This window comes from Paracoccus ferrooxidans (genome assembly GCF_029909815.1).
Classification (GTDB): Bacteria; Pseudomonadota; Alphaproteobacteria; order Rhodobacterales; family Rhodobacteraceae; genus Paracoccus; species Paracoccus versutus.
Genome location: NZ_CP038198.1, coordinates 1,070,243 through 1,084,852, shown reverse-complemented (window position 1 = coordinate 1,084,852; position 14,610 = coordinate 1,070,243). Strand labels below are relative to the sequence as shown.

Sequence of the window (14,610 nt, the reverse complement as noted above, 5' to 3'; positions counted from 1 at the left end):
CCGATGCAGCTTCTCCACCACGCCCAGCTTGTCACGATGGACGAAGAATCAGGTGGTTACGGCCTGATCGAGCAGGGGGCGCTGGTGATCGAGGCCGGGCGAATCGCTTGGATCGGCGCCGAATCGGATCTGCCCGCGCATTATGCCGATGCGACGCGGCATGACCTGGGCGGGCGGCTGGTGACGCCGGGGCTGATCGACTGCCACACCCATATCGTCTTTGGCGGCGACCGCGCCCGCGAGTTCGAGATGCGGCTGGAAGGCGCCTCGTATGAGGAAATCGCCCGCGCCGGCGGCGGCATCCTGTCGAGCGTCCGCGCCACCCGCGAGGCGGATGAGGAGGCGCTGCTGGCATCCGCCCTGCCGCGCGTCGACACGCTGCTGGCCGAGGGCGTGACCACGCTGGAGATCAAGTCGGGCTACGGGCTGGACGTGGACAGCGAGCTGAAGATGCTGCGCGTCGCCCGCCGCATCGGGCAGGTGCGCCCGGTGACGGTCCGCACGACCTGGCTGGCCGCCCATGCCTTGCCGCCGGAATACAAGGACGACCGCGCGGGCTATATCCGCGAGGTGGTGGTCGCCGGGATGCGGCGCGGCCATGCCGAGGGGCTGATCGACGCGGTGGACGGGTTCTGCGAAGGCATCGCGTTCACGCGCGAGGAAATGGCCGGCATCTTCGACCATGCGGCCGGGCTGGGCCTGCCGGTCAAGCTGCATGCCGAGCAGCTTTCCGACCTGGGCGGCGCGGCTATGGCGGCGCGGCACGGGGCGCTGTCGGCGGATCACCTGGAATATCTGGGCCAGGACGGGATCGAGGCCATGGCGGCCGCGGGCACCGTGGCGGTGCTGCTGCCCGGCGCCTTCTATACGCTGCGCGAGACGCAATATCCGCCGATGGGTGCCTTGCGCGAGGCCGGCGTGCCGATCGCGCTGGCCACGGATTGCAACCCTGGCACCTCGCCGCTGACCTCGCTTCTGCTGACCATGAACATGGGTGCGACGCTGTTCCGCATGACCCCGGCCGAATGCCTGGCCGGCGTCACGCGCCACGCCGCCCGCGCGCTGGGCCTGGCGGATCGCGGCCGGTTGGCACCCGGCGTGCGCGCCGATCTGGCGGTCTGGGACATCCGCCACCCGGCCGAGCTGACCTATCGCATCGGCTTCAACCCCCTTCATGCCCGCATCGTCGGAGGCGAACTTGTCTGAACTGATCCTTACCCCCGGTGAAACCACCCTGGCCGAGCTTGAGCAGGTCTGGCGCAAGGGGCTGGCCGTGCGCCTGGCCGACAGCGCCCGTCCCGGCATAGCCGAATCCGCCGCCCGCATCGCCGCCGCCGCCAATGGCGAGGCGCCGGTCTATGGCGTGAACACCGGCTTCGGCAAGCTCGCCTCGATCAAGATCGCGGCGCGGGATACCGCCACGCTGCAACGCAACCTGATCCTGTCGCATTGCTGCGGCGTGGGCGAGTCGGTCGAGCCGGAAACCGTGCGGCTGATCATGGTGCTGAAGCTTCTGTCGCTGGGCCGCGGCGCCTCGGGCGTGCGTCCCGAGGTGACCCAGCTGATCGAGGACATGCTGGCGCGCGGCGTGTTGCCGGTGATTCCCGCGCAGGGATCGGTCGGTGCCTCGGGCGACCTGGCGCCCTTGGCGCATATGGCCGCCGCCATGCTGGGCGAGGGCCGGGCGGTTTATGACGGCCGCGAGATGCCCTCGGCCGAGGCGCTGGCGGCCGCGGGGCTTTCGCCCGTGGTGCTGGCCGCCAAGGAGGGGCTGGCGCTGATCAACGGCACCCAGGTCTCGACCGCCTTCGCCTTGGCGGGGCTTTTCGAGGCTTTTGCCAGTGCCCGCGCGGCGCTGGTCACGTCTTCGCTTTCGACCGATGCCATCATGGGCTCGACCGCGCCCTTCCTGGACGAGATCCATACCCTGCGCGGCCATCGCGGCCAGATCGCCGCCGCCCGTGCCATCCGCGCGCTGATGGAGGGGTCCGAGATCCGCGAAAGCCACCGGATCGGCGATACCCGCGTCCAGGATCCCTATTGCATCCGCTGCCAGCCGCAGGTGACGGGGGCCTGCATCGACCTGCTGTGGCAGGCCGCGCGCACGCTGGAGATCGAATCGAACGCCGCGACCGACAACCCGCTGGTGCTGGTCGGGGCCGACCGCATCGTCTCGGGCGGGAATTTCCATGCCGAGCCGGTGGCCTTCGCCGCCGACCAGATCGCGCTGGCCATCGCCGAGATCGGCGCCATTTCCCAGCGCCGCATCGCGCTGATGGTCGATCCGGCGTTGAGCCATGACCTGCCGCCCTTCCTGACCCCCGATCCGGGGCTGAACTCGGGGCTGATGATCGCGGAAGTGACCAGCGCGGCGCTGATGAGCGAGAACAAGCACCTGGCGACGCCGTGCAGCACCGATTCGACGCCGACCTCGGCCAACCAGGAGGATCACGTCTCCATGGCCGCGCATGGCGCGCGGCGGCTGAAGCGGATGAACGCGAACCTGGCGCAGATCCTGGGCATCGAGGCGCTTTGCGCCAGCGCGGGCGTCGAGTTCCGCGCGCCGCTGGCGACCTCGGCCCCGTTGCAGGCGGTGATCGCCACGCTGCGCCAGACGGTGCCGGCGTTGGAACAGGACCGCTACCTTGCCCCCGACCTGGCCGAATCCGCCCGGCTGGTGCGCGAGGGCGTGCTGGTCGGCGCCGTCCCCGCCAGCCTGCTGGACGAGGTGCGGCCGTGAACCCCGTCGAAGTCGCGCAGGGCGACAGCCCGGTCATCCTGGGCCTGCCGCATACCGGAACCTGGCTGCCCGACGACATCCGCGCCCGGCTGAACCCGCGCGGGCAGGTGCTGGCCGATACCGACTGGCATATTCATCGGCTCTATGACGGGCTTCTGCCCGGCGCGACCACGGTGCGCGCGACCTTCCACCGCTATGTCATCGACGCCAATCGCGGGCCGGACGACGCGAGCCTCTATCCCGGCCAGAACACCACCGGCCTGGTGCCGCTGACCGATTTCGACGGCGAGCCGATCTGGGAAACCGAACCCGCAGCCGAGGATATCGCCGAGCGCAAGGCGCGTTTCCATGCCCCCTATCACGCGGCGCTGGCCGCCGAGATCGAACGGGTGCGGGCGCGTCACGGGGTGGCGATCCTTTACGACTGCCACTCGATCCGCTCGGTGATCCCGTTCCTGTTCGACGGCGTGCTGCCGGATTTCAACATCGGCACCAACGGCGGGCGCTCCTGCGCGCCGGCCATCGAGGCCGCCACGCAGGAGGTCGCAGCCGCGACGGGCCGGACCCATGTTCTGAATGGGCGCTTCAAGGGCGGCTGGACGACGCGGCATTACGGCCAGCTCGGACAGGGCGTCCACGCGATCCAGATGGAACTGGCGCAGGCGACGCATCTGGAGACCGAGGCCCCGCCCTTTGCCTATGACGAGGCCAAGGCCGAAACCCTGCGCGCGACGCTGAAGGCGATCCTGGAGCGCCTTGCCGCGCTGGCGCCGGAGTTGCGGGCATGAAGCCGCTGCAAGGCATCAGGGTGCTGGACCTGTCCCGCGTGCTGGCGGGGCCCTATTGCACCGCGCTTCTGGCCGACCTGGGGGCCGAGGTCATCAAGCTGGAGCCTCCCGCCGGCGACGACTACCGCCATATCGGCCCGTTCAAGGACGGCGAAAGCGCGCTTTTCACGCTGAACAACCGCGGCAAGCAGAGCCTGGTCCTGGACCTGAAGGATCCCGCCGACCTGGCGCTGGCCAAGGCCATCGCCGCGCGCGTCGACGTGGTGGTGGAGAACTTCCGCCCCGGCGTCGCCGCCCGCCTGGGCCTGGGGGCCGAGGCGCTGCGGGCGGAAAATCCGCGGCTGGTCTATTGCTCGATCTCGGGTTTCGGCCAGCAGGGGCCGTTCCGCGACCTGCCGGCCTATGACCTGGTGGTGCAGGCCATGTCCGGGCTGATGGCCGGCACCGGCGAGGAAGGCGGCGCGCCGCTGAAGACCGGCGAAAGCATGGCCGACCTGATCGCCGGCCTGTTCGGCAGCTGGGCGGTCATGGCGGCGCTGGTCAACCGCAACGCCACCGGGCAGGGCGCCACGCTGGACGTGGCCATGTATGACGCGCTGTTTTCCATGCTGACCACCAGCCATGCGCTGCATCTCTATGCCGGGGTGCTGCCGCAGCGGGTGGGCAACCGCCATCCCCTGTCCACCCCCTTCGGCTGCTTTGCGACGCAGGACGGGCAGGTGGTGATCGCGGTGCTGAACCCGCGCCAGTTCGCCACGCTCGCCACGCTGATCGGCGCGCCCGAGGCCGCCGGCGACCCGCGCTTTGCCAGCGACGAAAGCCGCACCGCGCATGAGCCGGACCTCAAGCGCCTGATCGAGAGCTGGTCGCGCCGGCTGACCACCGAGGAAGCCGTCGCCGCCCTGGCCGGCGCCGGGCTGCCTGCCGCGCCGATCTGGGACATCGCCCAGGCGGCGGGCAACGAGCATGCGCTGACGCGCGGGCTGGTCAGCCGCCTGCCGCATCCGGTGCTGGGGCTGGCGCCGACCGTCGGCCAGCCGGTGCGCTTCGATGCAGAGAAACCCGTGGCCGAGACCTCGGCCCCGCGCCTTGGCGGCGACCGCGCCGCCATCCTGCGCGCATTCGGATTGGAGGAGACCGCATGAGCGACGACTGGCACATGCTGGCCGAGGAGGAACGGCTGTTCTGCGACGTGCTGGAGCGCATCTGCGCCGAGCGGATCGCGCCCAAGGCGGCGGAAACCGACGAGACCTCGGCTTTCGTCCACGACCAGCTTGCCGTGCTGGGCGAGGCCGGGATGATGGGCGCGAACCTGCCCGAGGAATATGGCGGCAGCGGCATTTCGGCCCCGGCGCTTTTGCGCGCGGTCGCCATCGTGGCGGGGGCCTGCGGCTCGACCGCCTCGGCGCTGACGGCGCATTACCTGGCGACCGATTCGATCCTGCTGGGCGGGACCGAGGCGCAGAAACAGGAATGGCTGCCGAAAGCCGCGGCGGGCGAGGCGCTGGGGGCATTCGCCCTGACCGAGCCCACCGCCGGTTCCGACCCCGCCGACATGAAGACCCGCGCCCGCCGGACCGAGAGCGGCTGGCACCTGAAGGGCACGAAATGCTTCATCTCGAACGGCGGCGTGGCGGATTTCATCGTCGTCTATGCCGTGACCGATCCCGAGAAGGCGCATAGGGGCATCTCGGCCTTCATCCTGCCCAAGGGCACGCCGGGGCTGGAGCCGGGCGCGGCCGAGCGCACGATGGGGCTGAAGGGCGGGCATGTCTTCACCCTGAACCTCGACTGCCATCTGCCCGAGGGCGCGCTCTTGGGCGAGGAGGGCAGGGGCTTCCGCACCGCCATGCAGGTGCTGGACAACGGCCGCATCGAGGTCGCCGCGCAATGCCTGGGGCTGGCGAAAGCGGCGATGGACGCCGCCATCGCCTATGCCAAGGACCGCATGATCGGCGGTGAGCGGCTTTCCGACCGGCAGGGCATCCGCTGGATGATCGCCGACATGGGTGTGGCCTATCGCTCGGCCCTGCTGCTGTCGCAGGACGCGGCGCGGCAGCGCCAGCACGCCCATGACCACGGCGGGCGCTTCTCGCTGGCCTCCAGCATGGCCAAGCTTGCCGCCAGCGAGGCGGCGGGCCGGATCGCCGACACCGCGCTGCAGCTGCATGGCGGCTATGGCTACACCCGAGACTTCCCCATCGAGAGGATCGCCCGCGACCTGCGCATCATGCGCATCTACGAGGGCTCCTCGGAAATCCAACGCATCATCATTTCCGGCAACATGCTGGCCTGAACGGAGAGAGACATGGACAATCCCCGTCACAACACCCGCGACATCTTCCCGCCCACCGGAACCGAGATCACCGCGAAAAGCTGGCTGACCGAGGCGCCGATGCGGATGCTGATGAACAACCTGCATCCCGACGTGGCCGAGAACCCGCATGAGCTGGTGGTCTATGGCGGCATCGGCCGCGCCGCCCGCACCTGGAAGGATTTCGACCTGATCGTCGACGCGCTGCGCAAGCTGGAAACCGACGAGACCCTGCTGGTGCAGTCCGGCAAGCCCGTGGGCGTGTTCAAGACCCACAAGGACGCGCCCCGCGTGCTGATCGCCAACTCGAACCTTGTTCCCCATTGGGCGAACTGGGACCATTTCAACGAGCTGGATAAGAAGGGCCTGGCCATGTATGGCCAGATGACCGCAGGTTCCTGGATCTATATCGGGTCGCAGGGCATCGTGCAGGGCACCTACGAGACCTTCGTCGAGGCCGGGCGCCAGCATTACGGCGGCAACCTCAAGGGCAAGTGGATCCTGACCGCCGGGCTTGGCGGCATGGGCGGCGCCCAGCCGCTGGCCGCCGTCATGGCCGGGGCCTGCTGCCTGGCCGTCGAATGCGACGAGACCCGCGCCGATTTCCGCCTGCGCACCCGCTATGTCGACGAAAAGACCCACTCGCTCGATGAAGCGCTGGAGATGATCGACCGCTGGACCAAGGCCGGCGAGGCGAAATCCGTGGCGCTGATCGGCAATGCCGCCGATGTGTTCCCGGAACTGGTCAAGCGCGGCGTGCGCCCCGACATCGTGACCGACCAGACCAGCGCGCATGACCCGGTTCATGGCTACCTGCCGCTGGGCTGGACCGTGGCCGAATGGCGCGCGCGCCAGGAAACCGACCCCAAGGCCGTCGAACGCGCTGCCCGCGCATCCATGCGCAAGCAGGTCGAGGCGATGGTGGCCTTCCACGACCAGGGCATCCCGACCGTCGATTACGGCAACAACATCCGCCAGATGGCGCTGGAAGAGGGTTTCGAGCGCGCCTTCGCCTTCCCCGGCTTCGTGCCGGCCTATATCCGGCCGCTGTTCTGCAAGGGCATCGGCCCGTTCCGCTGGGCGGCGCTGTCGGGCGATCCCGAGGACATCTACAAGACCGACCAGAAGGTCAAGGAACTGGTGGACGACCCGCATCTGCACAACTGGCTGGACATGGCGCGCGAGCGCATCAGCTTCCAGGGCCTGCCGGCGCGGATCTGCTGGGTCGGCCTCGGCATCCGCCACAAGCTGGGCCTGGCCTTCAACGAGATGGTCCGCAACGGCGAGCTGAAGGCGCCCATCGTCATCGGCCGCGACCATCTCGACTCGGGCTCGGTCGCCTCGCCCAACCGCGAGACCGAGGCGATGCAGGACGGCTCGGACGCGGTTTCCGACTGGCCGCTGCTGAATGCGCTGCTGAATACCGCCTCGGGGGCGACCTGGGTGTCGCTGCACCATGGCGGCGGCGTGGGCATGGGCTTTTCGCAGCATTCCGGCATGGTGATCTGCTGCGACGGCAGCGAGGACGCCGATGCGCGCCTGGCCCGCGTGCTGTGGAACGACCCGGCTACCGGCGTCATGCGTCATGCCGACGCTGGCTATCAGATCGCGCTGGACTGCGCGCGGGAGCACGGGTTGAATCTGCCCGCCATTCTCTGATCCATAGGCGCGGCGCCGCAACGCACCGGGCCGCGCCCCCTATCGTCCAACAAGGAGACAGACATGACCTTCCACACCAGCCTCAAGGCCGCGCTCTTCGGGCTTTCCGCGCTTGCGCTCGGCTCGGCGGCCTCGGCCGACCAGCTTGACGACATCAAGGCCGCCGGCAAGATCGTCACCGCGACCGACATGCACTATGCCCCCTTCGACATGCTGAACAACGGCACCTACGAGGGGATGACCAAGGACCTGTTCGACGAGGTCAGCAAGGAAATCGGCGTCGAGCCGGTCTATCAGGACATCCCCTGGACCGCCGAGCTGCCGGGCCTCGAGGTCGGCAAGTTCGACATCGTGATCGCGCCGGTCACGATCACCCCCGAGCGGCTGGAGCGCTATACCTTCACCCTGCCGATCGCCGATGCCACCGTCTCGCTGGTCCGCGCCGCCTCGAACACCGAGCTGGCCAAGCCCGAGGACATCAAGGGCAAGACCGTCGGCGTCCAGCAGGGGACCGCGCAATTCCGCCAGCTGCAAGCCTATGGCGAAAGCCTGGGCGGCGTGAACGTCAAGGAATACGGCACCACGGACGAAGCCTATGCCGACCTGGCCGCGGGCCGTCTGGACGCGGTGGCGGGTTCGCTGCCGAACCTGACCTATCTGGTGAAGAACCGCCCCGAGACCTTCGCGCTGTTCGAGCCGGCCCAGTTCGGCCAGCCCACCTATTTCGCCTGGGTGCTGCGCAAGGAGGAAGGCAGCGAAAGCTTTGCCAAGGCCATCAACGACGCGCTGCTGAAGATGACCGATGACGGCCGCGTCAAGGCGATCCAGGAGAAATGGCTGGGCAGCTATACCGAACTGCCCCGCGAAGTCCCCGCGAACTAAGTCGCTGGCGGGCGGGGCCTGGTCCCGCCCGTTCCCCCAAGGGCCAAGGCGAGGCGCGCATGTTTTCGATCCCGGTCTTTCTTCAAAGTTTCGAGCCGCTGTTCTGGGCGGCCCGCTATACGCTGCTGATCTCGGGGCTCGGCATCGCGCTGGGGCTGGTGATCGGCACGCTGGTCTGCGCGGCGCGGCTGTCGCCCTATCCGGTCCTGCGCGGCCTCGGCGGGATCTGGGTCAGCTTCCTGCGCGGGGTGCCGCTGCTGGTGCAGCTGCTGGTGTTCTACTACACGCTGCCGGTGATCGGCATCGACGTGCCGGCGATCTTCGCGGCGGTCGTTACCGTCGGCATCTGCGCCAGCGCCTATATCTCGGAGATCTGGCGCGGCGCCATCGCGGCGCTGCCCAGGGGCCAGGCCGAGGCCGCCGTGGCCATCGGCATGACCCCGCGCGACGTCTGGATGCGGGTGATCCTGCCGCAGGCCTTCACCCTGTCGCTGCCGGCGCTGGTCAACGAGCTGATCCTGCTGGTCAAGGCCAGCTCGCTGGTCTCGGTCGTCGGCATCCTGGAACTGACCCGCGCCAGCCAGGCGCAGGCCGCGACCACCTTCCGCCCGCTGGAGGTCTATATCGCCGCCGCCTGCATCTACCTGGCGATCAACCTGTGCCTTGCGGCGCTGGGACGTTACCTTGAACACAGGACGGCCGTCTGATGGAATGGAGCATCCTTGAACAATACGGCCCCGCCCTGCTGAGGGGCTTCGGCGTCACCGTGCTGTGCTGGATCCTGGGCACCATCTTCGGCATGGCGCTGGGTCTGGTGATCGCGCTGATGCAGCGCTACGGGCCGCGCTGGCTGGGCTGGATCATCCAGGCCTATATCGAGGTGATCCGCGGCACGCCCTTTCTGGTGCAGCTGTTCGTGCTGTATTACGGCGGGCCGCTGGTCGGGCTGCGGCTGGACGCGCTGCCGGCGGGGCTTCTGGGCCTGACCATCTATGGCAGCCCCTATTTCGCCGAAATCTTCCGCTCGGGCTTTCGCGCCGTGCCGCATGGCCAGATCGAGGCCGCCCGCGCCATCGGCATGGCCGAGCCGACCATCGTGCGCCGCGTCCTGCTGCCGCTGGGCCTGGTCTCGGCGCTGCCGGCGCTGGTCAATTTCTCGATCATCCTGACCAAGGAGACGGTGATCCTGTCCATCATCACCGTGCCAGAGCTGATGTACCAGGTCAGCCGCATGTCCACCGAGACCTTCCGCTATCTCGAGGCGAACCTGGTGCTGGCGCTGTTCTTCTGGGCGCTGGTCGAGACCATCTCGCGCGTCGGCCGCCGGTTCGAGGCGCGCATCACCAAACACCTGATCGAAAGGACCTGAGCCGATGCAGGCTTCTGCCGTCGATATTCGCAAGGTCAACAAGTATTACGGCCCCTTCCATGCGCTGAAGGACGTGGACCTGGCGATCCCGCCGGGCAAGGTGACCTGCCTGATCGGGCCCTCGGGCTCGGGCAAGTCCACGCTGCTGCGCTGCATCAACTTCCTCGAGGAATACGATTCGGGCGAGATCCGCATCGACGGGCAGCTGATCGGCTACGAGGCGCCGGGGCGAAAGATGTCGGGGCGCAAGCTGCGTGAGATGCGGCGCTCGATCGGCATGGTGTTCCAGCAGTTCAACCTGTGGCCGCACATGACGGCGCTGGGCAATGTGGCCGAGGGGCTGGTCCGGGTGCGCGGCCTGCCGAAAGCCGAGGCCCAGGCCCGCGCCGCCGAGGCGCTGGCCAAGGTCGGGCTGGCCGACAAGATGGGCAACCACCCCGCGCGCCTGTCGGGCGGCCAGCAGCAGCGCGTCGCCATCGCCCGCGCCATTGCCATGGAGCCGCGGCTGATGCTTTTCGACGAGCCGACCTCGGCGCTCGACCCCGAACTGGTGGGCGAGGTGCTGAACGTGATGAAGACGCTGGCCGGCGAGGGCATGACCATGGTGGTGGTCACGCATGAGATGGGCTTTGCCGCCCATGTCGCCGACCAGGTCGCCTTCATGGAAAAGGGCGAGCTTGTCGGCGTGGACAGCCCCGGCCGCATCCTGCACCACCCCGAGGATCCGCGCATCCAGGGCTTCCTGCGCACCTATCACGAACGCAACAGCTTCTGAGCGGGAGGGGGGCTTTGCCCCCACGCCGGGCCGGCCCCTCGACGGGGCCGGCCCGGCGTTCCCCCAGGATATTTGCACACGAAAGAAGCGCGCGGGCCGGGGCTTGCGGCTGGGCGGCTGCGGTTTATCTGAGACGGGTAGCAGCAAGGATGCCCCTCATGCCCCAACCCAAGCTTTTCGAGCCGATCGCCATCGGCGGCCGGACCCTTGCCAACCGGATCGTCGTCGCGCCCATGTGCATGTATTCGGCCGAGGACGGGCGGATGACCGACTGGCACCTGATCCACCTGGGCGCGCTGTCGCATTCCGGCGCGGCCATCCTGACCATCGAGGCCACCGCCGTCCTGCCCGAGGGCCGCATCTCTTATGCCGACGTCGGCCTGTGGGACGATGCGACCGAGGCGGCGATGGACCGGGTGCTGAAGGGCGTGCGCGCCTGGTCGGACATGCCCATCGCCATCCAGCTGGCCCATGCCGGGCGCAAGGCCTCGACCGCGAAGCCCTGGGAGGGCGGGGCGCAGATCGCGCCGGATGCGGCGCATGGCTGGCAGACCGTCTCGGCCTCGGACCTGGCCTTTGCCGAGGGCGAGAACCCGCCGCTGGCGCTGGACCACGCCGGGCTGGCGCGGGTGCGCGACGCCTTTGCCCAGGCCGCGCGCCGCGCCGTGCGCCTGGGGATCGACGCGATCCAGATCCATGCCGCGCATGGCTATCTGCTGCACCAGTTCCTGTCGCCGCTGTCGAACCGGCGCGAGGACGACTATGGCGGCAGCCTGGAAAACCGCATGCGCTTTCCGCTGGAGGTCTTCGAGGCGGTGCGGGACGCGGTGCCGGCGGGCTATCCGGTCACGGTCCGCATCTCGGGCACCGATTGGGTCGAGGGCGGCTGGGACATCCAGGGCAGCATCGCCTTTTCCCAGGCGCTCGAGGCGCGGGGCTGCGCGGCGATCCATGTCAGCAGCGGCGGGCTGGACCGGCGCCAGCAGATCCCCGTCGGTCCCGGCTACCAGGTGCCCCTGGCGCGGGCGGTCAGGCAGGCGGTCGGCATCCCGGTCATCGCCGTCGGCCTGATCACCGAGCCCGAGCAGGCCGAGGCCATCGTCGCCACCGGCGATGCCGACATGGTCGCGCAGGCCCGCACGGTGCTTTACGATCCGCGCTGGCCCTGGCATGCGGCGGCCAGGCTGGGCGCCAGCGTCTCGGCGCCGCCGCAGTTCTGGCGCAGCCAGCCCTCGGGGCTGCGGGATCTGTTCCGCAAATAGCCGGCCCGCGCCGGGCGCCGGCATGGCGGCGGGGGCTCAGACCGCCTTCGCCTCTTGCCGGTGCGGGTCGTGGAGGTCGAAGATCATCAGCCCGTCCTCGGGCACCTGCCGCTGGGTCCAGCGCGGATCGGCAAGCGAGCGTTCCGCGTCCTGCAGCCCGTCTCGCCAATGGTCCAGCATAGACAGGCGCGAGAATTCGTAGTCCTTGGACGCGCTTTCGTAATCGGCATGGCGATAGATCAGGTGCATCAGGCTGACCGGATGGGCCGGGCCGGATTCGATCAGCATGGCTAGGTCCGGGTCGTCGCGGAACGGGGCCGGCAGCCGCGCGTGCAGCCGCCGCGCCGCGCTGGCCAGCGCATGGCGGATGCGGAATTCGTCGGTGTTCAGCCGGGTGCGGCTGGAAAAGCGGATCTCGCGCTCGCGCTGCTCGACCTGGGCCATGGTGCGGGGCAGGGTGTCGCGCGACGGGTAGAGGTCCACCTGGTAGATGCACAGCGGCCGGTCGCAGGGCTTGGCCAGCACGAATTGCAGCGGCGAGTTCGAGACCAGCCCGCCGTCCCAGTAGTGCCGCCCCTCGATCTCGACCGCGGGAAAGCCCGGCGGCAGCGCGCCCGAGGCCATGACGTGATCGACGGTGATCCGCGTCTCGCGGCTGTCGAAACAGGTGAAGTTGCCGGTCTCGACATCCACCGCGCCGACGGACAGGCGCGGGCCCTGGGCGTTGAGATAGTCGAAATCCACCAGGGCCAGCAGCGTATCGCGCAGGGGCGAGGTGTCATACCAGCTGGTCTGCCGCATCAGGCCGGGCAGGAAGGAAAACAGGTCCGGGATGCGCGGGCGGAAAAAGCCGGGCGCGCCCAGCATGGTGGACATGGTGGCGCGGCTTTCGTTGCAGACGGCGCGCATCTGTTCGTGCAGCGGCCCGCCCTCGAAGCACGAGCCCAGCAGCCAGGGCGCGCCCGTCACCTCTTCCCAGAAGCGGCGCAGCGCCTCCAGCCGCTGGCCGGGGCGGTTGCCGGCGATCAGCGCCGCGTTGATCGATCCGATCGAGATGCCCGCCAGCCATTCCGGTTCCTGCCCGGCGCGGCAAAGTGCCTCATATGCGCCGGCCTGGAACGCCCCCAGCGCGCCGCCGCCCTGGAGGACGAAGACGATCTTCTCGGTAACTTCCCCGGTTCTGTCCTTCATCTGCCCCCTCGAATCCTGTGGTTCGGTCCCGTCGCGCCATGGCCGGGGATGGAAAATTTCCATAATGCCGCGGGAAACGAAAGAAAAAAACGCAAAAAATCGCGTAAAAAAGCGCGAGTGACGTTGCGTCCTGCGCAATTTCCGTCTGGGTGATTGTCACGGCCGCGCCAGCCGATATATTGGGGCATGACACAGCCGGAGCCAGCCGCCGACAAGCGCATGATCGACGACCCTTCCGACAGGCGCGGCCTGCTGCGCCCCGCTGCTTCCCGGCATCCCCCTGACCCGAGCGAGCCCCTTTGATGTGGATCGAAGTCCTTGTCGTCCTTGTCCTGACCCTGCTCAACGGGCTTCTGGCCATGTCTGAACTGGCCATCGTCTCGGCCCGGCCGGCGCGGCTGAAAGTCCTGGCCGAACGCGGCGACCGGGCCGCCGCCACCGCGCTGGCGCTGGGGGAGGAGCCGGGGCGGTTCCTGTCCTCGGTCCAGATCGGCATCACGCTGGTCGGCATCCTGTCGGGCGCCTTTTCCGGCGCGACGCTGGGCGCGCGGCTGGCGGCGGCGCTGCCGGGCTGGGGGGTGCCGCCCTCGCTGGCGCAGCCCCTGGGCATGGGCGGCGTGGTCGTGGCCATCACCTACCTGTCGCTGATCGTGGGCGAACTGGTGCCCAAGCAGCTGGCGCTGAAGGCGCCCGAGCGCGTCGCCGTGCGGATGGCGCCCCTGATGCTGGCCATCTCGCGCGGGGCGGCGCCGCTGGTCTGGCTGCTGGACCGGTCGGGCAAGCTGGTCCTGGCCGCGCTGGGGCAATCGGGCGAGGACCGGCAGACCATCAGCGACGAAGAGATCAAGCTGGTGATCTCGGAGGCCGAGACCGCGGGCGTCATGCACCGCGCCGAGACCGAGATGATCGCCGGCGTCATGCGCATCGCCGACCGCAGCGCGCGCGGGCTGATGACGCCCCGGCGCGAGATCGAGGCGGTGGATGTGGGCGACAGCTGGGAAGAGATGGCGCGCAAGTTCCGCGACGGCCGCCGCACCCGCCTGCCGGTCAGCGACGGCGACCCGAACAACCTGATCGGCGTGATCGCCAGCGTGGACCTGATGTCGCAAAGCCGCGCCGAGGCGGTGGACCTGCGCCAGGTGATGCAGCCCGCCCCGATCATCCCCGAGACGATGGACGCGCCCGAGGTCATCGCGCGCCTGCGCGCCGCGCCGGGGCAGATGCTGCTGGTCTATGACGAATACGGCCATTTCGAGGGCGTGGTGACGCCGATGGACGTGCTGGAGGCGATCACCGGCGAGTTCGCCGGCCTCGACGACGACGAGCCGAAGCTGGTCGAGCGCGACGACGGCAGCCTGCTGGTCGCAGGCTGGATGCCGGTCGACGAATTCGCCGACCGGCTTTCGGTCTCGCTGGACGAGGATCGCGACTATTCCACCGTCGCCGGGCTGGTGCTGGACCTGGCCGGCCGGCTGCCGCAGGCGGGGGATCGCGTGGATTGGCAGGGCTGGCGCATCGAGGTGGTGGACATGGACCATCGCCGCATCGACAAGCTGCTGGTCCAGCGCCTGCCGGGCTGATCCGCAGGGCCGCGCCGGCGGGCGGGAAAGAACGCTTGTGATTTCCCGCG

At 69.1% G+C, this 14,610-nt stretch carries 13 protein-coding genes; 12 read left to right on the top strand and 1 reads right to left on the bottom strand.

Annotation, left to right across the window (positions count from 1 at the left end):
* The first annotated feature begins 3 nt into the window (after nt 1-3).
* The 11 genes from hutI (at nt 4) to E3U26_RS05385 (ending at nt 11,789) form a co-directional block, all read left to right on the top strand.
* Nucleotides 4-1,206, top strand: a complete 1,203-nt coding sequence (gene hutI, locus E3U26_RS05435; protein ID WP_499105673.1) for an imidazolonepropionase — start codon at nt 4-6, stop codon at nt 1,204-1,206.
* Nucleotides 1,199-2,740, top strand: a complete 1,542-nt coding sequence (hutH, locus tag E3U26_RS05430; protein WP_499105672.1) for a histidine ammonia-lyase — start codon at nt 1,199-1,201, stop codon at nt 2,738-2,740. The genes hutI and hutH overlap by 8 nt, the downstream gene beginning before the upstream one ends.
* Nucleotides 2,737-3,528 carry an N-formylglutamate amidohydrolase gene (gene hutG / locus E3U26_RS05425; RefSeq protein ID WP_499105671.1) on the top strand — a complete coding sequence of 264 codons (792 nt, stop codon included), beginning with the start codon at nt 2,737-2,739 and terminating at the stop codon, nt 3,526-3,528. Before hutH ends, hutG begins: the two co-directional genes overlap by 4 nt.
* Nucleotides 3,525-4,673, top strand: coding sequence for a CaiB/BaiF CoA transferase family protein (locus E3U26_RS05420; protein ID WP_499105670.1), 1,149 nt, complete (start codon nt 3,525-3,527; stop codon nt 4,671-4,673). The genes hutG and E3U26_RS05420 overlap by 4 nt, the downstream gene beginning before the upstream one ends.
* Nucleotides 4,670-5,824 carry an acyl-CoA dehydrogenase family protein gene (locus E3U26_RS05415; protein WP_499105669.1) on the top strand — a complete coding sequence of 385 codons (1,155 nt, stop codon included), beginning with the start codon at nt 4,670-4,672 and terminating at the stop codon, nt 5,822-5,824. The genes E3U26_RS05420 and E3U26_RS05415 overlap by 4 nt, the downstream gene beginning before the upstream one ends.
* 12 nt (nt 5,825-5,836) lie before the next feature.
* Nucleotides 5,837-7,501: a urocanate hydratase gene (gene hutU, locus E3U26_RS05410; RefSeq protein WP_072461606.1), complete on the top strand. Its 1,665-nt coding sequence runs from the start codon at nt 5,837-5,839 to the stop codon at nt 7,499-7,501.
* Nucleotides 7,502-7,564: 63 nt separating this feature from the next.
* Complete coding sequence (locus E3U26_RS05405) at nt 7,565-8,383, top strand: transporter substrate-binding domain-containing protein (RefSeq protein ID WP_036752194.1); 819 nt, start codon at nt 7,565-7,567, stop codon at nt 8,381-8,383.
* A gap of 59 nt (nt 8,384-8,442) precedes the next feature.
* Entirely contained in the window at nt 8,443-9,090 is a 648-nt protein-coding gene (locus E3U26_RS05400) for an amino acid ABC transporter permease (RefSeq protein WP_072461605.1), read from the top strand.
* Nucleotides 9,090-9,752 carry an amino acid ABC transporter permease gene (locus tag E3U26_RS05395; protein WP_036752188.1) on the top strand — a complete coding sequence of 221 codons (663 nt, stop codon included), beginning with the start codon at nt 9,090-9,092 and terminating at the stop codon, nt 9,750-9,752. The genes E3U26_RS05400 and E3U26_RS05395 overlap by 1 nt, the downstream gene beginning before the upstream one ends.
* Before the next feature lie 4 nt (nt 9,753-9,756).
* Complete coding sequence (locus tag E3U26_RS05390; protein ID WP_499105668.1) at nt 9,757-10,527, top strand: amino acid ABC transporter ATP-binding protein; 771 nt, start codon at nt 9,757-9,759, stop codon at nt 10,525-10,527.
* Between the two features lie 158 nt (nt 10,528-10,685).
* The gene (locus E3U26_RS05385) at nt 10,686-11,789 is read left to right on the top strand and encodes an NADH:flavin oxidoreductase/NADH oxidase (RefSeq protein WP_499105667.1); all 1,104 of its coding nucleotides are present in this window, start codon (nt 10,686-10,688) and stop codon (nt 11,787-11,789) included.
* A gap of 36 nt (nt 11,790-11,825) precedes the next feature.
* Here E3U26_RS05385 and E3U26_RS05380 read toward each other — a convergent pair whose 3' ends face one another.
* On the bottom strand, nt 11,826-12,980 hold the full coding sequence (locus E3U26_RS05380; RefSeq protein WP_499105666.1) for a DUF3734 domain-containing protein: 1,155 nt from the start codon (nt 12,978-12,980) through the stop codon (nt 11,826-11,828).
* Between the two features lie 302 nt (nt 12,981-13,282).
* Here E3U26_RS05380 and E3U26_RS05375 point away from each other — a divergent pair, with 302 nt between their 5' ends.
* Complete coding sequence (locus E3U26_RS05375) at nt 13,283-14,560, top strand: hemolysin family protein (RefSeq protein ID WP_036752176.1); 1,278 nt, start codon at nt 13,283-13,285, stop codon at nt 14,558-14,560.
* Nucleotides 14,561-14,610 lie beyond the last annotated feature (50 nt).

Excerpts from the sequence above, each read along its gene's own strand:
- hutU (WP_072461606.1), top strand. The coding sequence starts at position 5,837 with ATGGACAATCCCCGTCACAACACCCGCGACATCTTCCCGCCCACCGGA.
- E3U26_RS05385 (WP_499105667.1), top strand. The coding sequence starts at position 10,686 with ATGCCCCAACCCAAGCTTTTCGAGCCGATCGCCATCGGCGGCCGGACC.
- E3U26_RS05375 (WP_036752176.1), top strand. The coding sequence starts at position 13,283 with ATGTGGATCGAAGTCCTTGTCGTCCTTGTCCTGACCCTGCTCAACGGG.
- E3U26_RS05415 (WP_499105669.1), top strand. The coding sequence starts at position 4,670 with ATGAGCGACGACTGGCACATGCTGGCCGAGGAGGAACGGCTGTTCTGC.
- E3U26_RS05400 (WP_072461605.1), top strand. The coding sequence starts at position 8,443 with ATGTTTTCGATCCCGGTCTTTCTTCAAAGTTTCGAGCCGCTGTTCTGG.
- E3U26_RS05390 (WP_499105668.1), top strand. The coding sequence starts at position 9,757 with ATGCAGGCTTCTGCCGTCGATATTCGCAAGGTCAACAAGTATTACGGC.
- E3U26_RS05395 (WP_036752188.1), top strand. The coding sequence starts at position 9,090 with ATGGAATGGAGCATCCTTGAACAATACGGCCCCGCCCTGCTGAGGGGC.
- E3U26_RS05405 (WP_036752194.1), top strand. The coding sequence starts at position 7,565 with ATGACCTTCCACACCAGCCTCAAGGCCGCGCTCTTCGGGCTTTCCGCG.
- hutI (WP_499105673.1), top strand. The coding sequence starts at position 4 with ATGCAGCTTCTCCACCACGCCCAGCTTGTCACGATGGACGAAGAATCA.
- E3U26_RS05420 (WP_499105670.1), top strand. The coding sequence starts at position 3,525 with ATGAAGCCGCTGCAAGGCATCAGGGTGCTGGACCTGTCCCGCGTGCTG.
- E3U26_RS05380 (WP_499105666.1), bottom strand. The coding sequence starts at position 12,980 with ATGAAGGACAGAACCGGGGAAGTTACCGAGAAGATCGTCTTCGTCCTC.